This window comes from Amycolatopsis sp. CFH S0740, from assembly GCF_004522315.1.
Taxonomy (GTDB): Bacteria; Actinomycetota; Actinomycetes; order Mycobacteriales; family Pseudonocardiaceae; genus Amycolatopsis; species Amycolatopsis nivea.
Window position 1 is genome coordinate 402,680 of sequence record NZ_SDLS01000003.1, and the last position, 22,878, is coordinate 425,557.

The following is a 22,878-nucleotide window of genomic DNA, read 5'->3' on the forward strand; positions in this document are numbered from 1 at the left end:
GGCAGGCGTTGCGTGAAGAAGACCGTTCGTCGGCTTTCGCCGACGACCTGCTGAGCGACGAGCTGCTGAACGACCCCGCCCTGGCCAGCGAAGCTGATCTGGCCACGGAGATCTTCGCGGTCGCCGACGCGCCCCCGCCGCCGGACACGCCGTTCCGCCGGTTCCGCAAACGCGTCGGCCGCACGTTCATGATCGTCGGCTGTCTGCTCGGATTGTTCGTGCTGTTCTACACCGTCGACCTGATGACCAGCGCCGGCGACGTGCCGCGCGGCGTGCAGGTGGCCGGGATCGACGTCGGCGGCCTGTCCTATGCCGAGGCGGAAGCCAAGCTGCACACCGAACTCCAGCCGCGGCTGACCCGTCCGGTGGCGGTCCACGCCGGGGACGTCACCGGGACGCTCGTCCCCGCGGATTCCGGGCTCGGCCTCGACTGGCCCGGCACGCTCGCCCAGGCCGGGCACCAGCCGTGGAGCCCGCTCACCCGGCTGCTGTCGTTCTTCACCACCCGCGAGGTGGGCGTCGTGACGCGCAGCGACCAGCTCGAGGTGACCGACGCGGTCCAGCAGCTCGCCGGCAAGCAGCTCAACCATCCGCTGGTCGAGGGCAGCATCGGGTTCACGCCGAAGGAAAACAACGGGGTCACCGCGTATGCGGTCGAGCCGCGACAGGGCCAGGAGCTGTCCGACGTCCCGGCCGCGGTGCAAGCCGTGGTCGCCGACTGGCTTTCGCCGCGCGGGGTCACGGTGAAGATGGCGGTGACCCCGCCCCAAACCACCTCCGCTGACGTGCACCGGTTGCTGGACACCGTGGTCGCGCCCGCGGTCGCCGCGCCGGTGGTGCTGCACGGCGAGGGCAAGGACAGCACGCTGGAGCCGTCCGCGATCGCGTCGTCGTTCCAGTTCCAGCCCAACGGGGGCGGCGGGCTCGAACTGCGAATCGACCAGGAGAAGCTGCGCGCGGCCGTCCAGCCGGATCTGGCGTCCACCGAGGCGAACGGCAAGGACGCGCAGATCACCCTCGACTCCGGCGTTCCGGCCGTCACCCCGTCCGAAGACGGGCGAAAGATCAACTGGGCCAACACTTTCAAGACCCTCACCGCGGTGCTCGGCAAGCCGGCCGGTCGCGACCTGCCGGTCGCCTACGACCAGAAACACCCGACGCTGACCACCGACGGCGCGAACGCGCTTGGCGTCAAGGAGGTCATCGGCGAGTACACCACCGGCGGGCTCAGCGGTCCGGCCGCGGACAACGTCGCCACCCTCGCCGGACGCATCAACGGCGTCCTCGTGAAGCCGGGAGAATCGTTCAGCCTCAACGACTATCGCGGCGGCGGGTACGCGTCCGCGCCGGTCGACGAGGACGGGACCGGGCCGTCGGTGACCGGCGGCGGGCTGTCGCAGCTTTCGTCCACTTTGTACAACGCGGCCTACCTGGCCGGCCTCGGCGACGGCGGCCACGCGGCGCACGACCACTTCATCGACCGCTACCCCGCGGGTCGCGACGCGGCGGCTGTGGACAGTTCCGGCAATGCCGTGGACCTCAAGCTGGCCAACAACGATCCGACCGGCTTCGTGATCCAGGCGAGCGCCAGCGGCGGTTCGGTGACGGTGAAGATCTGGGGCACCAAGCACTTCCGCGTCGAAGGCCGCAGCGGCGCGCCGTCGAACCAGGTGCCGCCGCCGGTGCAGCTGGGGCCTGGTCCGGACGGTCAGTGTCACGCGTCGCCGGGCGCGTCCGGGTTCACCGTCAGCGACACCCGGGTGTTCTACGACCTGGCCAGCGGCGGCGAGGTCCGCGAGGAAAGCCGCAGCACGACGTACTCGCCGCAGCCGATCGTCATTTGCTGAGCCGCGCCGGGGCTTTCGACCGCCAGGACTCGGTGAGCAGTTCGCGCAGCTGCTGCGGATCGACGCGGTCGAGGTGCACGAGGATCGAGCCGTGCCCGTCGTAATGCGGCGTGGTGAAGAAGGCCGGATCGCCGGACGCGAGCAGCGCGGCCTTCTCGTCGAGCCCGACGAACAGCACCAGCCCGCCTTCGGCCTCGGTGCGCAGCCGTGCGTAACCCTTGCCCGCCACCTTGAGCGCGGGGGTGCGATACCAGGTCGCCACCTCGGTTTCCGGCAGCTCTTCCTGCGCCCACGCGGTCACGTCGTCCCAGGTCGTCGTCATGCCGTCCATCGTGGCCCGGCAGCGGCGAGTTGTCTTGGAGAAACGAGAGGAGCCCCCGCCCGGGAGGGCGAGGGCTCCTGGAGCGCCGCGGGTTACGGAGTCGCGGTGATCCGGTCCGCGGGCGGCGGAGCGATACCCGGGTGCGCGCCGAGGTAGGCGATGAACGCGTCCAGGTCCACCGGCCCGCCCGCGAGGTCGGTGCCCTTGGTGAACTCGGTGAACCCGTCCCCGCCCGCGGCGAGGAAGTTGTTCACCGACACCCGGTACTTGGCCGCCGGGTCGACCGGCGTGCCGTTGACCGTGATGTTCGAGACCCGCGAGCCGACCGGAGCGGCCGCCGAATACGTGTAGTGCAGCGACTTCGAGATCTGCAGGATCTTGGTGCCGCCGGACTGGCCCCACTGCTGTTCCAGCACGTTCTTCAGGTTCGCGCCGGTGAGCGTGATCGTCTGCATGATGTTCGAGAACGGCTGCACGGTGAACGCCTCGCCGTAGGTGACGACGCCGTCGCCTTCCCCTGCCGACGACGACTTGTACGTCAGGTCGGCGCGGATGCCGCCCGGGTTCGTCATCGCGATCACGGCGTTGTTGGACTTGGTCGCTTCGAGCTGGGCGTCGGCGATCACGTCGCCGAGCGGCGATTCGCCGGACGGCCCGCCCGCCGCGGGCAGGTCCGCGGTGATGGTGCCGACCTGCTTGTTCGCGATCGGCGCGGCCTTCGTCTTGGCCTCGTCGACGAGCTTCGTCACGGCCGGGTCCGGCGTGACGTCGCGGGTGACGATCTCGTTGTGCGCCTTGGTCTGCGACCGGACCACGTCGCGCGTGCGCCGGTCGATCTTCAGGTCGACGACCGACAGCAGCCTGCCGAACGACGCGCCCTGGATCACCGGACGCGGCTGGCCCGCCGGGTCGTTGATGACGCAGTTGTACTGCTGGTGGCTGTGCGCGGTGAAGATCGCGTCGACCTTCGGCGTCACGTTCTTCGCGATGGCCGAGGCGTCGCCGTCCGGCTGCACCTTGCAGTCGTTCGGGCCCGCGCCCGGCAGCGCCTCGTCGCCCTGGTGCAGCAGCACGACCTGGGCTTTCACGCCGAGCCGGTCGAGGATGTTCGCGGTGCGGTTGATCGCCTCGACCTCGTCGCCGAACTTGAGGCCCTTGATGGCTTCCGGCGTCACGACCGACGGCAGGTCCTTGAGCGTCGCGCCGATGACGCCGACCGGGACGCCGCCGGAGTACTGGATGGTGAACGGCAGCAGCGCGGGCAGCCCGTTGTCGAAGTACACATTGGACCCGAGCAGCGGGAACCGCGCGCCGTCGTAGGTCTTGCGGAACTGGCAGCCGTCGGTCTTGTTGCAGCCGCCGAACTGCATGCGCAGCAGTTCCTGGTACCCCTCGTCGAACTCGTGGTTGCCCACCACGGACGCCTTCACGCCGAGTTCGTTGAGGAAGTCCATGGTCGGTTCGTCGTGGAACAGCGCCGAGATCACCGGCGACGCGCCGATGTTGTCGCCCGAGGACAGCACCATCGAATTGCGCACCTGCGCCTCGAGCTGCTTGACGTGCGTCGAGAGGTAGGCCGCGCCGCCCGCGTCCACCTTGCTCCCGTCCGGGAGCGTGATCTTCCCGCTCGACCCGGACGGCGGTTCGAGGTTCCCGTGCAGGTCGTTGAACGCGATGATCCGGACGTCGGCGGTCTGCGCGGCATCGGCGGGCGCGCTCGTGACGGCCACGGTGGCCAGTGCGGCCGCGGCGGTGGCCGCGAGCCTGGTGAAGAGCTTCATGTTTCCTCCGGGGTTCGCGCCCGCCTGACCCCTGATGCGGACGCCCGGCGAAGCAGTCTGCCCAAATCGGACGGTCCTGACCAGGGCGGAACGGCCGGTACCGGGTGAAAGTTTCGGTAACGTTCGCCCGCGCCGCGCCGATCAGTGCGTTGGGTGCCGAGGGGGACAAAATGGAACTGCAGCTCGTTGTGCTGACGCTCGCCGTCGTGCTCTTGCTGATCGCCGGCACCGTCTTCGCGGCCTGGCGCTCGGAGCGGGTGGACCAGGACGACGAACCGCCTTCGGGCGAGCGCTGACCGATCGGTCGGCGCGTACTCGGCCATCTGGCCGATCCGTGGTCCAAACCGTCGGGCTCTTCGACCGAAGTGCCGCGGCGGCAAGATCAATAGCGTTCTAGGTATGACGAACGCACAGGTCACCGCCCTGCAGTACGGGTTCATCGGGTTCCTCGCGGTATGGGCGACGATCCTGGTCCCGCAGCTCGTGCTTCAGTTCGCACGCCACGGCCGCCCGCGGTTGCGCGGCCTCGCGACCACGGCGGCGGTCGTCTTCTACGCGTGCATGGCGCTGGCGGTCGTCTTCCTGCCGTTGCCCGGCCCGCACAGCAGGCGGCTGGAGCAGACGGTGCAGCTGGAGCCGTTCCAGTGGATCGCGGACATCCACACCGAGCTGGTGAAACACGGTCTGTCGGCGGCGGAATGGTTCACCACCCAGACGTTCCAGCAGGCGGCGATGAACGTGCTGTTGTTCGTCCCGCTCGGTTTCTTCGCCCGGGTGCTGTGGCGCCGCGGCCTGGTCGGCGCGCTGGCGATCGGTTTCGCGGCCTCACTGGCCGTCGAGATCACCCAGCTCACCGCGAACTTCGGGACCGCGCCGTTCGTCTACCGGATTTTCGACGTCGACGACCTCATGACCAACACCTTCGGCTCCGGTCTCGGCTGGCTGGCCGGCGCGCTGCTGCTCGCGCTCCGGCCGATCTCTTCAACCCTCCGCGTGGAGCCTGCCCGGAGCGAGCGGATCGACCTCGCCGAGACGCGCTAACCGGGCTCGTCTCGCGATCGCGGCTTGGCGCGCGGCGCGGCGGTCTTCCAGGATCACGATCAACGAGGCGATGGCGATGATCAGTGCTACCAGGCCGAGCACTAGCCACAGTTGCATGTGCTCTCCTCATCGACGCCGTTGTGCGAGAGATCACACAGGCTACCGAGCCCGGCGCCGGGTTGGCTACCCCGCGTTCGAAGGTCGTGCGGAGAACCAATCCCGCTCAGCGGTGACCCAGCGCCCGAACTTCAGCCCGGCTTGGGCGAGCGCTGGTTCGAGAGGGAAGTTTTCGCAGGTGAAGGGCTGTTTCCAGGTTCGATCGCCGAGCGAGTACGCGACGGTGGCGGAGAGCCGGTCGCCGTCGCGGCGGACGTCTTCGAGGGCGATGCGCACGTCGCCCAGCTGCCCGCCCGAACCGTCGGCGACCTGATCGAACCAGGCGGGCGGATGCCATTCGACCAGCAACTGCCCGTCCGGAGCCAGATGCCGCCGCGCCGCCGCCAGCAGCGCCTGCCGATCCGGCCCGTTGACCAGGTGGCTGCCGAGCACGACGACCGGGAACCGCCGGTCCAGCTGCAGCTCATCGATGCGCGCGCGGACGGTCTCCGCGCCCGCGACGTGCGCGAGCATCTCCGCCGATTCGTCGACCGCGACCACCGGATGTCCGAGCGCGAGCAGCGGATGCGTCACGCGGCCCGTTCCGCAGCCGAGTTCAAGCACCGCGGCACCAGCCGGGATCGCACCGTGAATCACCTCGGGCTCGCCAGCGGCGGGCAGCTCCAGATACAGGTCGACCGGGCAGCCGTCAGGCGTCACGCTCATACCGCTCAGCTTGCCGGGAAACTGGACCCATGCCCGCCAAACCCACCAAGGCCGAACAAGCTGCCGCGCACGGGACCACCATCCCGGACGTCCTGGCCCCGCACCTGAACGTGCTGTTCTGCGGCATCAACCCCGGCCTTTACTCCGGTGCGCTCGGCCTGCACTTCGCCCGTCCCGGCAACCGCTTCTGGCCCGCGCTGCACGCCAGCGGGTTCACCCCGCGCCTGCTGGACCCGAGCGAACAGGACGAACTCCTCGACCTCGGCCTCGGCATCACCAACGTCGTGGCCCGCACCACCGCTCGCGCCGACGAGCTGACCGACGACGAACTCCGCGAGGGCGGGCAGATCCTGACCGAGAAGGTCGAGAAGTACCGTCCGCGCTGGCTGGCAGTGGTGGGAATCACCGCCTACCGCGTCGCGTTCGGCGATCGGCGGGCCGCGGTCGGGCCGCAAGACCGGACAATCGGGACGACTCGGGTGTGGCTGCTGCCCAATCCGAGCGGTCTGAACGCCCATTGGACCCCGAAAACGCTCGCCGGGGAGTTCGGTCGGCTGCGCGCACAGGCGGTCATCGGAGATTCACCCGAGCAGGTAAACCCTCAGTAGAGCTAACCCAGTCGGGCGGACCCTCGCTGCGCCGTTCCCCCGCATTTCCCGGCCGATTTTCTACTCAGAGTTTGCCGCGACCAGCCGTTACGGCCATGAGGGGGAAACCGCGTCACAAGCTGCTCTCGGCGGAGTCGAACCAGGGACAAGGTGTCGTTCCCGGCCGGTTCCGGCAGGGGGGACCGGCGGGCACGCCGAGGGGGCGTGCCGGTCACCGGGAGCGACCGAGATGGACGGAGGCCCGAGATGCGTGGCATCGAGCCCCACCGAACGCCCATGTCGGCCGGTCAGCCAGCCGGCGGTCGAAGCCTGGGAGTCGCGGTCGTCGACCCGATCCCGATTTTCCGCGAGGGCATCGCGGCGATGGTGCACCGCACGCTGGGCCTGCACTGGTCCGGCCAGGCGGCGAGCCACCACGCGGCGATGCAGTTGTGCGAGCAGGTCCGTCCGGACGTCGTGATCCTCGACTCCGCGCTGGACCCCAACTGCCATCTCGCGAAGCTGCTCAACGCGGGCGATCCGGCACTCGTGCTGGTCACCCTAGTGCGCGACACCAACCGCACCCAGCAGTACCTCGCGGCCGCCATCGGGGCAGGTGCGCACGCCATCGTTCCGCGTGCGGTCGATTCCCGGCGGCTCGCCGAGGCGGTCCGGCGCGCGCACCACGACCGGCGCTACATCGACCCGGCGCTGTCCGCGCTCACCGCGCGGCCCAAACGCGAGCCGTCGCCAAGAGCCGCTCCGGTCGACGGGCACCTCGTGCAGCCCAAGGGCGCCATGCCGCTGTCCCGACGCGAGTACCAGGTTTTGCAGCTCGTCGCCGAAGGGCTGGAGAACTCGGGGATCGCGAAGCTGCTCTTCCTGTCCGTGGAAACCGTGCGGACCCACGTGAAGAGCATTCTGCGCAAGCTCTCCGCCCGCGACCGGACACACGCGGTGACCATCGCGTTCCGCAGCGGCATCCTGGTCCCCCAGCTCGACGACAGCGCCGGGCCGCCGGCCGTGCAGGAGGCCGTGGCGCGCGGCACGCGGTGAGCCCGGCCCCCTGGTCGACCTGTCATTCCGAGCGAATATCCACCCCCTGGAAGGGCGGATTCGCTTGCTCTGGTTACTGGTAGGTAATATCCTGATGTTACCGGCGAGTAAGGGAGCCAGTGCCCGGCCGGAAAGCCGAACACGACACGGAGTGACGACATGGGCCACTACAAGAGCAACGTCCGAGACCTGGAGTTCAACCTCTTCGAGGTACTCGGCGTGCAGGAACGGCTCGGGAAGGGCGTGCTCGCCGAATCGGACGAGGAGACCGCCCGCGGCGTGCTGTCGGAGCTGAACAACCTCGCCACCGGCCCGCTCGCCGAGTCCTACGCCGACGCGGACCGCAACCCGCCGGTGTACGACCCCAAGACGTTCAGCGTGACGATCCCCGACTCGTTCAAGAAGAGCTACCAGGCGCTCGTCGACGGCGAATGGTGGCGGCTCGGCCTCACCAATGAGCTGGGCGGCTTCGGCCTGCCCCCGACGGTGCAGTGGGCCGCGGCCGAGCTGATCCTCGGCGCGAACGCCCCGCTGTTCATGTACCTGGCGGGTCCGAACTTCGCCATGATCGTGGACAAGAACGGCACCGAAGAGCAGAAGCACTGGGCTCAGCTGATGATCGACCGCGGCTGGGGAGCCACCATGGTGCTCACCGAGCCGGACGCCGGTTCGGACGTCGGCGCCGGCCGCACCAAGGCGGTCAAGCAGGAGGACGGCTCCTGGCACATCGACGGCGTGAAGCGGTTCATCACCTCGGCCGAGAACGACATGGTCGAGAACATCATGCACCTGGTGCTGGCCCGTCCCGAGGGTCCCGGCATCGAGACCAAGCCGGGCACCAAGGGCCTGTCGCTGTTCCTGGTCCCGAAGTTCCACTTCGACTCCAAGACCGGCGAGCTGGGCGAGCGCAACGGCGCCTTCGTCACCAACATCGAGCACAAGATGGGCATCAAGGTGTCCACCACGTGCGAGCTGACCTTCGGCCAGCACGGCACCCCGGCGAAGGGCTGGCTGCTCGGCGAGGTGCACGACGGCATCGCGCAGATGTTCCAGGTCATCGAGTACGCCCGGATGATGGTCGGCACCAAGGCGATCGCCACGCTGTCCACCGGTTACCTGAACGCGCTCGAGTACGCCAAGGAGCGCGTGCAGGGCGCTGACCTGCCGAACATGCTGAACAAGGCCGCGCCGCGCGTCACGATCACGCACCACCCCGACGTGCGTCGTTCGCTGATGCTGCAGAAGGCGTACGCCGAGGGCCTGCGCGCGATCTACCTGTACACCGCGTCGTTCCAGGACCAGCTGTGGACCGGCGAGGGCGACGAGGCCGCGCTGAAGCTCGCGCACGGCGTCAACGACCTGCTGCTGCCGATCGTCAAGGGCGTCGGCTCCGAGCGCGCCACCGAGCAGCTCGTGCAGTCGCTGCAGACGCTGGGCGGTTCCGGCTTCCTGCAGGACTACCCGATCGAGCAGTACATCCGCGACGCGAAGATCGACTCGCTGTACGAGGGCACCACGGCGATCCAGTCGCTGGACTTCTTCTTCCGCAAGATCGTCCGCGACAAGGGCCAGGCGCTCGCGTTCGTCGCGGGCGAGATCACCAAGTTCATCGAGTCCGAGGCGGGCAACGGCCGGCTCAAGAACGAGCGCGCGCTGCTCAAGCAGGCGCTCGAGGACACCCAGGGCATGCTGGGCTCGCTGATCGGCTACCTGACCTCGTCGCAGGAAGACCCGCAGAACATCAACAAGGTCGGCCAGCACACCGTGCGGCTGCTGATGTCGGTCGGCGACCTGCTGGTCGGCTGGAAGCTGCTGCAGGGTGCCGAGGTCGCGCTGGCCAAGCTCGACAACGGCGCGTCGGCCAAGGACAAGCCGTTCTACGAGGGCAAGCTGGCGGTGGCGTCGTTCTTCGCGAAGAGCGTGCTGCCGGAGCTGACCTCGCGCCGCGCCATCGTGGAGGCCGCGGACAACGCGCTCATGGAGATCGACGAAGCCGCGTTCTGATCGCACTGGCTGGAAAAATGCCCCGCTCCGCACCCGGACCGGGGCATTTTTCGTGCTTCCGGTGGCGGTGGCCCCATGCGGGCGGTAAGCCGGGTTTGAACCCACGGGTTCCGGGCTAAACCGGTCGGGCCCGGTCCTCTCGGCAGAAGGAGTTCGGCATGGCGGTTTCCGGCATCATCAGCGCGGTCGTGATCGGCCTGATCCTCGGCCTGCTCGGCAAGCTGGTCGCACCTGGCAAACAATCCATCCCGATCTGGCTGACGATCATCGTCGGCATCGTGGCCGCGTTCGTCGGCACCGCGATCGCGCGCGGCATCGGCTACGCGGACACCAAGGGCATCGACTGGCTGGAAATCATCACCCAGGTCGTGCTCGCCGCGATCGGCGTGACGCTCGCCGCGAGCCTGTGGGGCAAGCGGCAGGTCAAGAGCTAGCTCAGTCGTTCAGTTCCGGCTCGAGCAGGCTCATCAGATACATGTCGTGGTACTGGCCGTCGGGCCCGCGATGGCATTCGCGGTGCCTGCCGTCCTCCACGAACCCGACCTTGCGGTAGACGTGCCGGGCGCGCTCGTTCTCGGCGACGACCCAGAGCGCGATCAGGTGCAGCCGCATCACGTTGAACCCGTAGCGGCACATGAGTTTCAACGCCTCGGTGCCGTACCCGCCGTCCCAGTGGTCGGTCTCGCCGATGTAGATGTCCAACTCGGCGCGGCCGATCTCTGGGCGCGCGTCCCGCAGGTCGACGACGCCGATCAGCTTGCCCGCTTCGAGGGATTCGATGCCGAGCACGACGTTCTCGTACGTGTTCACCGGGCGGTCCTCGCCCCGTTTGCGCAACTGCGCGAGGGAACGCGGGTAATCGGCGGTCATGTACCGGCCGATCTCGGGGTCGTGGATCCAGCGGTAGATCGATTCGGCGTCCGACGGTTCGATCGCCCGCAGCCGGACCAGCTTCCCCGTGAGCATCCGCGCTCCCCCTCATTCTCGTTTCAGCACAAGGAAATCCGTGACGCCGACCAGTCCGAGGAACTGCCGCACCCCGGGCGGCATCGGCCGGCGCGATTCATCATGCACGAGTTCCGGATCGCGCACGCGGTATTTACGGCCGCGCGTGATCAGCTCCGCCTCGCCCGCGGCGCGGACGTTGCGGACCCAGTCCGCGTCCGGTCCGTAGGTGAGCGCGACGACGAATCCGTCGTCGGTGCGGAAGACGTTGAGCGGGGTGCGGAATTCGCGGCCGGACTTGCGGCCGCGGTGCACGATCACCCCGAATCCGGGCAGTTTGTCGGCGAAGGGTTTCGTGACCCGGTTGGTGACCACGCGGTTGAACCGGGCGAGACGTTCGGGCAGCACCATGCCGCCGAGCATAATCCAACGTGCGTGGAATTTCCTGCCGGAGACGCGCTGTGCACCTGAGCGGGCGGGTCTGGTGGGATGGGCGCGCACGTGGACACGAGGTGGGGAGCGGGTATGTCCGAGGACTGGCCGATGGGGCAGGAACCGCACGCGGCGGTGCTCGTCGCGCGCGGGCTGATCGAGCATCCGGAGCAGCTCGATCACGTGCTGCTCGACGACGAGGAAGGCTGGTTCGTCAGCGACGGCACGGAGTTCGGCGAGGATCCGGAGCTGGACGAGGAACAGTTCGCCACGATGTGCCTGCACGACGTCGTGGAGCTGCTGCCGCAGCTGTCGGCGCTGGGGAAGCTGCCCGCCGGGATGGGCGCGGAGTGGGACGCCGGCAACGCGTCCTGGGTGCTGATTTCGCCGCTCGTGCCGAGCGATGACGACGAGGCCCGCGCGTACCGGGAGGCGCGCGCCGCCGCTTGGCCGCACGCCGGGTCGCCGATGGACGAGGTGAACCTCAGCCTGGGGTTGATGGAGATCAGCACCGCGCCGGACGCACCCGCGCGCGGCGTGCGGTACGTCAGCCGGGAAGAAGACGGCACGTGGATGTTCGTCGGCTTCGAGGTGCCGGATCCCGACGAGCAGACCGAGGTCGAGGTTGACACCCTGGAGCTCGGGCACGTGGCGCAGCTGTACCCGGAGGTGGTCGAACTGCTGGACGCGGAACCGGGCGAGGTGTTCTTCCGCGAGGCTCCGGATGCCGAGTGGCTGCACGTAATCGACGACGGGGAGTGAGCATGTCCGAGCAATGGCCGCTGCGACAGGACCCGGAATCCCCGGTGATCATCGCGCACGACCTGGTGGATCACCCGGAGAATCTGGCCTTTGTCGTCCTGGACGATGACGACGACTGGTTCATCAGCGACGGCGCCGAGTTCGAAGAGGACATGGAGGTCAACCGCCAGCTGTTCGGCGCGACGGCCCTGCGCGCGGCGGTGACCCTGTTGCCGCACCTGGTCGCGCTGGCCGACGTGCCGCCCGGGATGGCCGCGGACTGGGACCCGGACCGTCGCACCTGGCTGCTCAGCTCGGTGTCGGACTCTGACGACCTGGACGAGGATCTCGTGCACCAGGAGGCCCGGATCGCCGCCTGGACGCACCCCGGGTCGCCGCTGGAAGAAGTCCAGCTGAGCACCGGGTTGACCGAAATCGGCACGACCGCCGACGCGCCGGCGCGGGCAGTCCGCCAGGTCGTGCGCGAGCAGGACGGCACGTGGCTGTTCGTCGGCTTCGAGGTCCCCGAAGCGGAGGATTTCGAGGTGGAGGGCCTGGAACTGGAACACGTCGTGCAGCTGTACCCGGACGTCGTACCGGCTCTGCTCGCCGCGCCGGGCCAGGTGTTCGACCGCGCGGAGCCGGGCGCGCCGTGGGAATTGGTGGAAGGCTGACGTCCTTTGTGGACTGTCTGAAATCGCAGACGCTTTCCGGGAGTCGTTGGTTGGGCGGTCCGGGCCGGATCAGTTCTACTGTGCCGACCCGCTCGCACGCGGGCCACTGATTTCGGGAGGTTCCGTCGATGACGACGAAGTCCGGGGACGGTTTGAGCCGCCGGTTGAACGGCAGGCACATCCGGTTCATCGCCCTAGGTTCGGCGATCGGCACCGGATTGTTCTACGGCTCCTCGGACACGATCGCCAAGGCCGGACCGTCGGTGCTGCTCGCGTATCTCATTGGCGGCGCGGCGATTTTCTTCGTGCTGCGCGCTTTGGGCGAAATGGCCGTCAACGATCCCGCGCCCGGTTCTTTCGGCGAATACGCACGGAAGCACCTGGGTCCCTTGGCAGGTTTCCTGACCGGCTGGACGTACGCGTTCGAGATGGTGATCGTTTGCGTCGCCGATGTCACGGCTTTGGCTGTGTACATGGGATTCTGGTTCCCCGATGTGCCACGGTGGATCTGGGTAGTGCTCACGATCCTGGTCATCGCCGCCGCGAACCTGGTGAGCGTACGGGTTTACGGTGAACTGGAGTTCTGGTTCACGCTGGTCAAGGTAGTCGCCATCGTAGCGATGATCCTCGGCGGCGCGGCAATCCTGATCTTCGGCCTGGGTTCGAGTTCCGGCAGCGTAACCAACCTCTGGTCCCACGGCGGCTGGTTCCCCAAGGGGGTAAGCGGTTTCATCGCTTCGTTCGCCTTGGTGATGTTCGCCTTCGGCGGTACGGAGATTTTGGGCCTCACCGCCGCCGAATCCGAAGACCCGCGCACCGCCATGCCAAAAGCGGTCAATACGGTCCCCGTCCGGGTTTTGCTTTTCTACGTGGCGACCCTGGCGATCATCATGATGCTGAACCCGTGGAACACGATCAGCACTTCGGGAAGCCCCTTCGTCCAAATCTTTGCCGGCCTGGGATTGCATTCTGCCGCAACGGTTTTGAACATCGTCGTGGTGACCGCGGCGTTGTCCGCGATCAACAGCGACATCTTCGGTGCCGGCCGAATGATCTATGGCCTGGCTCGACGCGGCCAAGCCCCCGCTGTGATGGCACGGGTTACGCGTAATGGCATCCCGTGGATGACCGTCCTGGTGGTTGCTGCTGCCCTGAGTTTGGCTGTTGTCTTGAACTATCTGTTGCCGAACAGTGCTTTCCTGCTGATCGCTTCGGTGGGCACCTTCGCGACGGTGTGGGTTTGGTTCATGATCCTGCTTACGCACTACCGCTCGCGACGTCGCTCGTCTGCCGCTGATCTGGAGTTCCCGGTGCCGTTTTGGCCGGTGGGCCAGGTTCTGACGATGGTGTTCATGGTGTTCATCTTCGTGGTGATGGCGTTCGCCGAGGACACCCGCCTGGCGCTGCTCGTCGGGGTCGTGTGGCTGGCGGTGTTGTGCGGGCTGTTTTGGTTCCACCGCAGGGTAACGCCGTCGGAGCCGAAGGAAGACGCGATGTCCGAGGCCGGATAACGCGAGCACCGTCAAGTCGGGCGGGTGGTGTCGTAACCAGCCAGTAGGGCAACGCTTACGGGGCCCTGACCGTGATCCTCGCCCTGGCCTCCGACCTGGGGCCGAGCCTCTTCCGGTTGATGCGTAGAGCTGCTCAAGTGCACCCGCAGTAGCGATTGCGTACTTCGCGTTCGTCGGAATTGTGTGTGGTTGCAGCTAGGATGGTGGCATGGCGACTAGCGAAGCCCCTGATCCGGGCGCTCCTCGTGAAGAGGCTCGACGCCTCCTCGAGGCGGTTCCCGACGAACGGGTATCCGCTGCGTTGGCGGCGCTTCGGCAGCTGGCGGAGGTGTCACCAGACGCTGAACCGCCGCGTCGGCGGTTTCGCACGGTAGGCGTGTTCGAAGGTGAACATGACCTAGGCCGGCGCGCCAAGGAAGTGGCCCGTCGAGAGCTTGGCAGCGGATCGGGCAAATCGGCGTGATCCTGGTCGACACTGGAGTCGTGGTCGCCATGGGCAACCGGCGCGATGACGACCACGAACGCTGTACCGAACTCCTGGCTTCGACTCTAGAGCCACTGATCTTGCCGGAGCCGCTGCTTGTGGAAATTGGCTACATGCTTGGCTCGCGTGCCGGCGCTTCAGCGGAAGCCGATTTTCTTCGCGACGTCGCTGACGGGCTCTACACCGTCGAGTCCATGATGCTCGCCGATATCGCGCGGGCAGCCGACCTTGTGGAGAAGTACGCGGATCTCCCGTTGGGAACCGCCGATGCGTGCGTCATCGCACTGGCTGAGCGGCTCGGCATTACGCGGGTGGCAACCCTCGATACGCGTCATTTCTCGGTTGTCAAGCCAAGGCATATTTCGTCGTTCACCCTACTGCCTTCCTAGTGTCTTCGGCAGAGACAAGAAGGCCGCAGCGAAGACTGTGTCGGATAAATCGTTCCGCCCCGTAGATCACCTCTTGAGAGGCTGCTCGTCTCAGATCACGACTCCGACCCAGGGCAGGCTCAGCTCCGTGCAGATGCGCCACACGCCCGACTTTGATGAGGGCGAATGAGCGATACGAGTTGCGGCGCGGACGGTCTCCTCCGGATCGTTAGCGGAGGACTGCCTCGCTTGGTCGACGCTAGTCCGCGGGCTCGCACGCGAGAAGTGAAGAGCGCAGATAAAGAAAGCCCCAGGTCTAAAGTGGACAACCACTGACCTGGGGCTTCTCTATGAGAGCGGATGACGGGAATCGAACCCGCGTATTCAGCTTGGGAAGCTGATGTTCTACCATTGAACTACATCCGCAGTGCTCCGCCAGCATACACAACCACGGCACCCCCATGTCCAGCGGGGCCACGCCTTGACGCTCCCCCGCCAAAGTGACAACACTTGTTGTCGACCCACGGTGCGGAGGTGCGCGATGGACGACCCCGAGATGTCTCCTGAGATGTTCCGGCAAGGCGGGTTCCGGCTGGCCGCCCGGAGCCGGGGTGCAACCGCCGACGAAGCGCAGCTCAAGCGGCTTCGCACCTTCGCGCAGCAGGAAGACGCCCTGGCCGACGCCGTCGTCGAGTGGCTGCATCGGGAGCCTCACCAGCAAAGCCGCGTCGACCAGGCGTTGGCGGGGGAACAGGTTCACCCGGAGTTGAAAGCCTTCATCGACCAGGTCGAGGCCACCCCGTACTGGGTCGACCAGCAAAGGCTCGTCCGCGGCGCGAAGGCCATCACCCGCACCGGGCTGCTCGGGCTTTTCCCGCTTGGCGACATGTCGCTCATGGGCGGCTACCTGGCCTCGCGCGCGACGAAATCCCTGGTCGGGACCGGGGAAATCGAGCACCGGGCACCGCGGCGGTTGGTGGAGACCGCCGCGTGGTGGATTGACGTCACCACGCCGGGGGCGCTCCAAAAGCACCGCACGGGGTATCAGGCCGCGCTCAGGATCCGGCTGGTGCACGCGCACGTCCGGCGTGCGATGAACCACCGGGCCGACTGGGATTACGAGCGGTGGGACCGGCCGGTCAATCAGGTCCAGACCGCGGGCACGCTCCTGCTCTTCTCGCTCGTCTACGTCTTCGGCACCCAGCTGCTCGGCCTCCGCTACACCGCCCGCGAGAAGGCCGACATCCTGCATCTTTGGCGCTACGTCGGCTGGCTGATGGGCGTCGCCGACGAGCTGCTGCCCGCGGATGAGGACGACGCCTGGCGGTTGCTCTGGATGCTCGCCGCCACCGAATTCATCCCTGACGACGACTCAATCCGGCTCGCCCGCGCCCTCGTCGACACGCACGCGGCGATCGGCGAGGGGCGCGGGGCGGCCGGGAAGGTGCTCGCACAGGTGAACGTCGGCGTGCATTCCGCGATCAGCCGGCTCGTGCTCGGGCGGGACAACGCCGACTTTCTCGGGCTGCCGGACAACCCGGTCGCGCAGGCCGCGGTGCTCGCCGCCGCGGGGGTGAATTACGCGGCGGAGACCGTGCGGCAGCTGGTGCCCGGTGCGACTGCGCTGCAGGAAGCGCTCGGCGCGTTCGGGCGGCGGCGGTACCTCAAGCGGATGGACGCGGTGTTCGGACGGAGGGGTGCCCCGGCCGCGCCTGCCCGCCCGATAGGCTGCATCCGTGCTGCTCAGTGACCGTGACCTCCGCAAAGAGCTCGACGCCGACCGTCTCGGCATCGACCCCTTCGACCCTGCCATGGTCCAGCCGTCCAGCATCGACGTCCGGCTCGACCGCTACTTCCGGGTCTTCGACAACAGCAAGTACACCCACATCGACCCGCAATTGCAGCAGGACGAGCTGACCTCGCTGGTCGAAAAAGAGGGCGACGAGCCGTTCGTGCTGCACCCCGGCGAGTTCGTGCTCGGGTCCACGTTCGAGCAGGTCCGGCTCGCCGACGACCTCGCCGGACGGCTCGAGGGCAAATCCTCCCTCGGCCGCCTCGGGCTGCTCACCCACTCCACCGCGGGCTTCATCGACCCCGGCTTCTCCGGGCACATCACGCTCGAGCTGTCGAACGTCGCGAACCTGCCGATCACGCTGTGGCCCGGGATGAAAATCGGCCAGCTGTGCATTTTCCGGCTGTCCAGCTCGGCGGAATTCCCGTACGGCTCCAGCGAGGCCGGCTCCCGCTACCAGGGGCAGCGCGGGCCGACGCCGAGCCGCGCGTACAAGAACTTCCACCGCGTCGACACCTGGCGCTAAGCCGCCTTCACCGGGGCCGCCCAGTCGATCCGGTGCTCCCACATGAACCGGTTCGGGTCGTCGGTTGCCGGTTTGCGCATCGCGCGCGTGATGAAGAAGTCCCGGAGCACCCGGCCGATCGGGCCGGGGGCTTTGGCGTCGCCGTTGCGTTTGCCTTGGGCCACAACGGCTTCCACTCGCTCGCGGCGCAGCGCCTCGAAGGTGGTCAACGCGGCCGCCGGGTCGGCGACGTCGCGCAGGCACATCGCGAGCGTCACCGCGTCCTCGATCGCCATCGCCGCACCCTGCCCGGCCGCCGGTGACGTCGCGTGCGCGGCGTCGCCGATGAGGCCGATCCGGCCGCGATGCCACACCGGGACCGTCGGGAAGTCGTACGTCGCCCACGGTTCGTAGATGTTTTCGCTGGCCTCGATGATCGCCGCGGCCGGAGTGCGGTCCGCGCGGACCAGGTCGAGCAGCCGCTTCCGCCAGCCGGGGCCGCGCATCGCGGCGAGGTCGGATTCGGTCGGTTCGCTGGCGTGCGGCACGTTCGCGAACCACCAGACCGCGCCGTCCGGGGCGAGCACGTGCGCGAAGAACGCCTTGCGGCCGAACACCATGTGCATGATGCCGGGCTCGTCGTCGAGGTCGAGGCCGCGGGCGAAACCGCCGGTGTTGAGCAGCGGCACGTACCGCGGCGACGGGGCGGAGGGATCCAGGATCCGGCGGACTGTCGACCGCAGCCCGTCCGCGCCGATCAGCAGGTCGCCGTGGGTTTTCGTGCCGTCGGCGAAGACCGCGGTGACGCCGTCCGCCGACTGTTCGGCACCGGTCAGCCGCTTGCCGAACTCCGTGCGCACGCCGCGTCTGACCGCTTCGTCGCGCAGCGTCACGTAGAGATCGGAGCGCAGGACGGTCTGGCTCACCGTGCCGTCCGGCAGCGCGCCGCCGAGCGGGAACTCGCTGAGCCGGCGCCCGTTGCCGAGCCCGAGCGTCATCCGCGGCGTGTCGAAACCCAGGTCTTTGACCAGCGGTTTCAGCCCTAACGGCGTCAGCGCGTCGAGGCCGTTCACGGCGAGCGTCAGGAACGCGCCGACCCCTTCCGCGCTGCGGTCGTACGCCTCGTACAGGACCGGTTCGTGCCCCACCTCGTGCAGCGCGATCGCGGTGATCGCCCCCGCGATGCCCCCGCCCGCGATCAAGATCCGTGCCATGATTCGGCCCTTCGAATATCTTGGAAAGTAATTCGTTCTATCGAACTAAATAGTCCGCTAGACTCCGGGGCATGTCAAGCGAACGCGAGGATCTGGTCGCTGAGCTGCTGCTTCGTGCGCGGGTGCTGTCGACCGAGACGGTCATGTTCCACACCGCGCTCGCCGAGCAGAACGGTCTTTCGCCGGTCGAGAGCAAGGTCGCCGACTACCTCGCCCGGCTCGGTCCGCTCACGCCGAAGGAGCTGGCCGAGTACGCCGGGCTCGCGCCCGCGTCGGTCACCGCGCTGGTCGACCGGCTCGAGCGCAAGGGCGTCGTCAACCGGATGCCGCATCCCGACGACCGGCGGAAGGTCCTCGTCCGGGTCGACCCGGCGAACGTCGAGCGCGTCGCGCCGCTGTGGGACTACATCGTCGCCGCGACGAAGTCGGTCGCGGCCGGCTACTCCGACGAGCAACTCCAAACGGTGATCGGTTTCCTCGATCAGGCGGCGGCGATCACCCACGAGTCAACCGTGCGTCTCACTCATCGCTCAGCGGAGTGAGGTAATCCCACTGCCGGGTAAGAAATCGCCGCGGCGTCACCGGATGGTGGAAAACTTGCCCGCATGGTTTCGGCCGGGAAACGTCTGCTCTTAGTCCTCGGCCTGGTGGCCACTCTGCTGACCCCCGCGGCGTATGCGGCACCCCGGCCGGCGCAGGAATTGCAGGTCACGGCGGTCGCCGAACCGCATCGGGTGCACGCGGGCGACCAGGTGACGTTCACGGTCAGCGTGACGAATCCGGCTTCCGTCCCGGTGTCCGATGTGGACGTCGTGGACGAGCGGAACCCGCAGTGCGGCAAGAAGATCGGCACCCTCGCTCCGGGGGCCAGTGCGCGTTATCAATGCACGTTCGCCGCGCCGGAGAAGGGGTTTGTCGCCACGGTCAAGGCGACTGGCGTGGGTTCCGGCGGGCAGCAGGTGTCGGCTTCGGCGGGCAGCAACGTCGATGTCCTCCGCCCGGCCCTGAAGTTGAGTCAACAGGTCGACAAACCGGCTTACCGTGCTGGCGATCAGGCGACCTTCACGCTCAAGACCAGCAACACCGGCGACGTTCCGCTGCACGACGTGACCATCGCCGACCCAGCGGTCCCCTCGTGCGCACGCGCCATCGGAGCCCTTGCGCCGGGCCAATCGGTGGTGGGCACCTGCACGGCAACCGTGCCGCTGCCGAACGGAACTCGCGCGGCCGTGAAGGGCATCGACCCGCTCGGCAAAGTCGTCAGCTCGACCGCGGACGCGAAAGTCCCCCTCATCACGCCCGCGATCTCCGTTTCCAAGGAGGCTGTCCCGCCGGTGGTGCACGGCGGGGACCAGGTCGCCTGGAAGATCACCGTGCGCAACACCGGTGACAGCCCGCTCAACCCGGTCGACGTCACCGACGACCTGACTCCGGAGTGCTCGCGGTCCTTCGGCGTACTGACGCCGGGCACCCAGCAGACCTACTCCTGCACCGCGAAACCCGCGCTCACCACCACAAACAGCGTCACCGCCACGGGTACGGACGCCACCGGCCGACCGGTCACGGCCAAGTCCTCGGCCACCGTCACGGTGATCCATCCGGCCCTCGCGGTCACCGCTGCCGCCTCCCCCGCGCAGGTGCGCGAGGGGGACCGTGTCACCTTCGCTGTCACCGTGCGCAACACCGGGGACGTGCCGCTCGACGACGTCGCGGTGGCCGACGACAACGTGCCCGGTTGTGTCCGCAAGTTCGGCACGTTGGCACCCAATGCGGTCGAGGCGTACAAGTGCGAACAGTTAGCTCCGGCGGACGACGTGACGAATACCGTTGTCGCGACTGGCAAAGATCAGCTCGGAACGACACAGCGCGCGACCGCGGAGGCGCGGATCGATGTGGTTCACCCGACGTTGGAAGCCACCGTCGCCGCCGCGCCCGCGCAGGTGCGCGAGGGGAACCGTGTCACCTTCACGGTCACGGTAAGCAACACTGGCGACGCCGAGTTCCATGACGTTACCGTGGCAGACGACCGGGTCGCGGAATGCGCGCGAACCCTCGGGACCGTTGCCGCACAAGGAAAGCAGACGTTCACCTGCACCACGGTCGCCGGAACGCAAGGCTTCACGAACGACCTGACCGTCACCGGCACCGACCCGACCGGCCGTCCAGTCACCGCAAAGGCGAGCGCGTCGTTCACCGTGCAGCATCCGGCAGTCACCTTGACCGCGACTGTCCAAGGTGGACCGTTCCGCGAAAACGACTCCATCGCAATCCATGTCGTCGTGGCGAACACCGGCGACGTGCCGCTCACCGGACTGGCCGTCACGACGATGGCCCGTGCCGAAGGTTGCGCACAACAGCACGACACCCTCGCCCCCGGAGCCAACTGGACGTTCGACTGCACCACCACCGCACCGGGCGCCGACGTGACAGAAGCACTGCAGGTCACCGCGAAACCGCCGGTCGGAACGCCGGTGACGGCGGCGACGGAGGCAGCAATCGACGTGATCCACCCGCTCGTCACGCTCGCGCAGAGCGTGGCGCCGACCGTCGTGCGCCCGGGTGAACCCGCGACGTTCACCCTGACCGTCACGAACGCCGGCGACACCGAACTCCGCGACACCCAGGTCGCCGACCCGAATGTCCCGGAATGCGCGAAGCGGCTGGGAACCCTTGCCCCGCAGGCAAAGCAGACCTACACCTGCACTCGGCCCGCGACGGACGACCTCACCAGCGACGCGACGGTCACCGGCACCGACCCGTCCGGCCGCCCGGTCACCGCGAACGCGAGCGCACACGTCGACGTCATCCACCCCGCCGTCCAGCTCACCCAAACTGTCGCGCCGACGCAGGTGCGCGAAGGGGACGAAGTCACCTTCACGATCACCGTGCGCAACAGCGGAGACGTCCCGCTGGCCAAGGTGTCCATTGTGGACGAAAAGACCCCCGGCTGTGCCCGCGACTTCCCCACCCTGGCTGTTGGCGAAGAACAGCACTGCACCTGCACCACGAAAGCCGGGCATGACGGTTACTCGAACACCGCGAAGGTGACCGCCGCAGACCCGATCGGCGGCACGGTCACCGCCACCGCGGACGCTGCGTTCACCGTCGTGCACCCGGGATTGTCGTTGACGAAGACCGTGCACGGCGGACCCTTCCGCGCCGGCGACCCGGTCACCTTCACCATCACCGCGACCAACACCGGCGACGCCCCGCTGACCGCCGTCAAGGTCACCGACCAGGGCCCATGCGCGAAAGCCCTCGACACCCTCGCCCCGAAAGCGAACAAAACCTACGACTGCACCATCCCCGCCCCGGCCGACGACGCGGTCAGCACCGCGCACGTCGCCGGCACCCCGCCGGTCGGCCCGCCGCTCACCGCGTCCGCTGACGCGCACATCGACGTGATCCATCCCGCGCTCACCGTGCTGACCTCGGCGAACCCGACCGTCGCGCGGGTCGGCGACCCTCTCACCGTGACGGTCTCCGTCACCAACACCGGCGACGTCCCGCTCACCGCGGTGACCAGCACTGATCCCGCGTGCCCGAAGAAGTTCGACCGCCTCGAACCCGGTGCCGCGCAGAGCTACCAGTGCACGGTGAAGGCCAAACCGGACGACTTCGCCGTCCTCGCCACCCTCTCCGGAACCGACCCCACGAACCGCCCGGTCACCGCGTCCGGCTCGGCGAAGATCGACGTCATCCACCCGGAACTCGCGATCATGAAGGACGCCCAGCCGTACGAGGTGCGCCAGGGCGACAAGGTCACCTTCTCGCTGCTGGTCCGCAACGTCGGCGACGTCCCGCTGACCGCGGTGTCCGTTGTGGACGATCGCACCCCGGCCTGCGCGCACCAGATCCCGAGCCTGGCCCCGGACGCGCAGATCGAATACCAGTGCTCGATCACCGCGGGCGCGGCCGGGTTCACGAACACTGCGAAGGTGACCGGCACCGACCCGACGCAGCGAACGGTCAACGCTTCCGCCCAGGCGTCGTTCAAGGTGAAGAAGCCCGCGCTGTCCGTCGCGAAACACGCCACCGGCAGCGCGTATCGAGCCGACGACGCGGTGCCGTTCGAGGTCGTGGTGACCAACACCGGCGACCAGCCGCTGCACGACGTCCGGGTGGCCGGCGACCCTGCCTGTGCGCACGCCTTCGCCGAGCTGCCGGTCGGCGGAACCCAGCGCTACCAGTGCGTCGCACCGGCAAGCGCCGCCCCGCTCACCGCGACCGCAGCCGCCCCGTGGGGCCCGCCGGTGACCGCGACCGGGAAAGCCGACTTCGCGGTGCTGCACCCGGCGTTAGACCTGCGCCGCGATCACCTGGACCAGCCGATCCGGCCGGGTGACCCGGTGACCTACGTGAGCACCCTCCGCAATACCGGCGACGCGCTTTTGCACGACGTGACCGTTCGCGCCGCGGACCCGGCCTGCTCGTTCACCGTCACCCAGCTGGCCCCTGGCGAACAGGTCACCAGGGCCTGCACGCTTTCGGCTCGCGCGGACGTCACCACGACGACCACCGCGACCGCGACCGATCAGACCGGACGCCCGGTGACCAAGGAAGCCACCACGACGACGAAGGTGAGCCCTTGAAGCGGGCAAAAGAAAAGGCAGCGAAGAATATCTCTCCCTGCCGTATTTAACTTATAACGCATCGGGGGGCTTGCCGCAAGACCCGGGTGGTACCGCAGAATCTCCAGCCGACCCGGCTTCCGTCCGACAGGCGAGCGAAAGCCGGGAACGACCACAGACG

General features: G+C 68.0%; 21 protein-coding genes and 1 tRNA gene. 15 read left to right on the forward strand and 7 right to left on the reverse strand.

All coding sequences use genetic code 11. The annotated features are described in order from the left end of the window. Positions 1-8 precede the first annotated feature (8 nt). Entirely contained in the window at positions 9-1,847 is a 1,839-nt protein-coding gene (locus EIZ45_RS08135) for a VanW family protein (RefSeq protein ID WP_134664277.1), read from the forward strand. Here the strand turns inward: EIZ45_RS08135 and EIZ45_RS08140 are convergent. Together EIZ45_RS08140 and EIZ45_RS08145 are read right to left on the reverse strand one after the other, a co-directional pair. Beyond that, entirely contained in the window at positions 1,837-2,169 is a 333-nt protein-coding gene (locus EIZ45_RS08140; protein ID WP_106961282.1) for an MmcQ/YjbR family DNA-binding protein, read from the reverse strand. The genes EIZ45_RS08135 and EIZ45_RS08140 overlap by 11 nt on opposite strands. Before the next feature lie 92 nt (positions 2,170-2,261). Then, complete coding sequence (locus tag EIZ45_RS08145; RefSeq protein WP_134664279.1) at positions 2,262-3,950, reverse strand: bifunctional UDP-sugar hydrolase/5'-nucleotidase; 1,689 nt, start codon at positions 3,948-3,950, stop codon at positions 2,262-2,264. Positions 3,951-4,054: 104 nt separating this feature from the next. Here EIZ45_RS08145 and EIZ45_RS08150 point away from each other — a divergent pair, with 104 nt between their 5' ends. Next, positions 4,055-4,246, forward strand: coding sequence for a hypothetical protein (locus EIZ45_RS08150; protein ID WP_037808952.1), 192 nt, complete (start codon positions 4,055-4,057; stop codon positions 4,244-4,246). A 103-nt stretch (positions 4,247-4,349) separates the two neighbouring features. Beyond that, positions 4,350-4,991 carry a VanZ family protein gene (locus tag EIZ45_RS08155; protein WP_043831626.1) on the forward strand — a complete coding sequence of 214 codons (642 nt, stop codon included), beginning with the start codon at positions 4,350-4,352 and terminating at the stop codon, positions 4,989-4,991. A 183-nt stretch (positions 4,992-5,174) separates the two neighbouring features. Here EIZ45_RS08155 and EIZ45_RS08160 read toward each other — a convergent pair whose 3' ends face one another. Beyond that, entirely contained in the window at positions 5,175-5,813 is a 639-nt protein-coding gene (locus tag EIZ45_RS08160; protein ID WP_043831624.1) for a class I SAM-dependent methyltransferase, read from the reverse strand. 29 nt (positions 5,814-5,842) lie between these two features. On the opposite strand from EIZ45_RS08160, the gene mug reads away from it, so the two are divergent. From mug to EIZ45_RS08180, 4 genes are all read left to right on the forward strand, one after another. Then, positions 5,843-6,421 carry a G/U mismatch-specific DNA glycosylase gene (gene mug, locus EIZ45_RS08165; RefSeq protein WP_043831623.1) on the forward strand — a complete coding sequence of 193 codons (579 nt, stop codon included), beginning with the start codon at positions 5,843-5,845 and terminating at the stop codon, positions 6,419-6,421. A gap of 246 nt (positions 6,422-6,667) precedes the next feature. Continuing rightward, on the forward strand, positions 6,668-7,456 hold the full coding sequence (locus EIZ45_RS08170; RefSeq protein ID WP_051728643.1) for a response regulator transcription factor: 789 nt from the start codon (positions 6,668-6,670) through the stop codon (positions 7,454-7,456). A 159-nt stretch (positions 7,457-7,615) separates the two neighbouring features. Next, complete coding sequence (locus tag EIZ45_RS08175) at positions 7,616-9,460, forward strand: acyl-CoA dehydrogenase (protein WP_134664281.1); 1,845 nt, start codon at positions 7,616-7,618, stop codon at positions 9,458-9,460. A 158-nt stretch (positions 9,461-9,618) separates the two neighbouring features. Next, positions 9,619-9,894, forward strand: coding sequence for a GlsB/YeaQ/YmgE family stress response membrane protein (locus tag EIZ45_RS08180; protein WP_037808945.1), 276 nt, complete (start codon positions 9,619-9,621; stop codon positions 9,892-9,894). A 1-nt stretch (position 9,895) separates the two neighbouring features. Here EIZ45_RS08180 and EIZ45_RS08185 read toward each other — a convergent pair whose 3' ends face one another. Next, complete coding sequence (locus tag EIZ45_RS08185) at positions 9,896-10,426, reverse strand: GNAT family N-acetyltransferase (RefSeq protein ID WP_037808942.1); 531 nt, start codon at positions 10,424-10,426, stop codon at positions 9,896-9,898. Positions 10,427-10,438: 12 nt separating this feature from the next. Next, positions 10,439-10,816, reverse strand: a complete 378-nt coding sequence (locus EIZ45_RS08190) for a nitroreductase family deazaflavin-dependent oxidoreductase (RefSeq protein WP_037808940.1) — start codon at positions 10,814-10,816, stop codon at positions 10,439-10,441. 114 nt (positions 10,817-10,930) lie between these two features. On the opposite strand from EIZ45_RS08190, the gene EIZ45_RS08195 reads away from it, so the two are divergent. The 4 genes from EIZ45_RS08195 to EIZ45_RS08215 all read left to right on the forward strand — a co-directional run bounded on the left by EIZ45_RS08195 (position 10,931) and on the right by EIZ45_RS08215 (position 14,636). Further along, on the forward strand, positions 10,931-11,599 hold the full coding sequence (locus EIZ45_RS08195; protein WP_199817328.1) for a hypothetical protein: 669 nt from the start codon (positions 10,931-10,933) through the stop codon (positions 11,597-11,599). Between the two features lie 2 nt (positions 11,600-11,601). Next, complete coding sequence (locus EIZ45_RS08200; protein WP_134664283.1) at positions 11,602-12,252, forward strand: hypothetical protein; 651 nt, start codon at positions 11,602-11,604, stop codon at positions 12,250-12,252. A 128-nt stretch (positions 12,253-12,380) separates the two neighbouring features. Continuing rightward, positions 12,381-13,763 carry an amino acid permease gene (locus EIZ45_RS08205; RefSeq protein ID WP_134664285.1) on the forward strand — a complete coding sequence of 461 codons (1,383 nt, stop codon included), beginning with the start codon at positions 12,381-12,383 and terminating at the stop codon, positions 13,761-13,763. A gap of 459 nt (positions 13,764-14,222) precedes the next feature. Beyond that, positions 14,223-14,636 (forward strand): type II toxin-antitoxin system VapC family toxin, encoded by a 414-nt coding sequence (locus EIZ45_RS08215; RefSeq protein WP_037808933.1) that lies wholly within the window; start codon positions 14,223-14,225, stop codon positions 14,634-14,636. 334 nt (positions 14,637-14,970) lie between these two features. Here the strand turns inward: EIZ45_RS08215 and EIZ45_RS08220 are convergent. Then, positions 14,971-15,041 (reverse strand) — tRNA-Gly (locus EIZ45_RS08220). Positions 15,042-15,156: 115 nt separating this feature from the next. Here EIZ45_RS08220 and EIZ45_RS08225 point away from each other — a divergent pair. Together EIZ45_RS08225 and dcd are read left to right on the forward strand one after the other, a co-directional pair. After that, entirely contained in the window at positions 15,157-16,365 is a 1,209-nt protein-coding gene (locus EIZ45_RS08225) for an oxygenase MpaB family protein (protein WP_134664289.1), read from the forward strand. After that, a complete protein-coding gene (dcd, locus tag EIZ45_RS08230; RefSeq protein ID WP_037354328.1) occupies positions 16,352-16,933 on the forward strand; it encodes a dCTP deaminase in 582 nt (193 codons plus the stop codon). Before EIZ45_RS08225 ends, dcd begins: the two co-directional genes overlap by 14 nt. Here dcd and EIZ45_RS08235 read toward each other — a convergent pair. Then, the gene (locus EIZ45_RS08235; protein ID WP_134664291.1) at positions 16,930-18,126 is read right to left on the reverse strand and encodes an NAD(P)/FAD-dependent oxidoreductase; all 1,197 of its coding nucleotides are present in this window, start codon (positions 18,124-18,126) and stop codon (positions 16,930-16,932) included. The two genes, dcd and EIZ45_RS08235, sit on opposite strands and share 4 nt — an antisense overlap. 71 nt (positions 18,127-18,197) lie before the next feature. Between EIZ45_RS08235 and EIZ45_RS08240 the strand changes: the two genes are divergently transcribed. Both EIZ45_RS08240 and EIZ45_RS08245 read left to right on the forward strand, forming a co-directional pair. Next, positions 18,198-18,668, forward strand: coding sequence for a MarR family winged helix-turn-helix transcriptional regulator (locus EIZ45_RS08240; RefSeq protein WP_134664293.1), 471 nt, complete (start codon positions 18,198-18,200; stop codon positions 18,666-18,668). A gap of 63 nt (positions 18,669-18,731) precedes the next feature. Next, positions 18,732-22,718 carry a DUF11 domain-containing protein gene (locus EIZ45_RS08245; RefSeq protein ID WP_134736037.1) on the forward strand — a complete coding sequence of 1,329 codons (3,987 nt, stop codon included), beginning with the start codon at positions 18,732-18,734 and terminating at the stop codon, positions 22,716-22,718. Positions 22,719-22,878 lie beyond the last annotated feature (160 nt).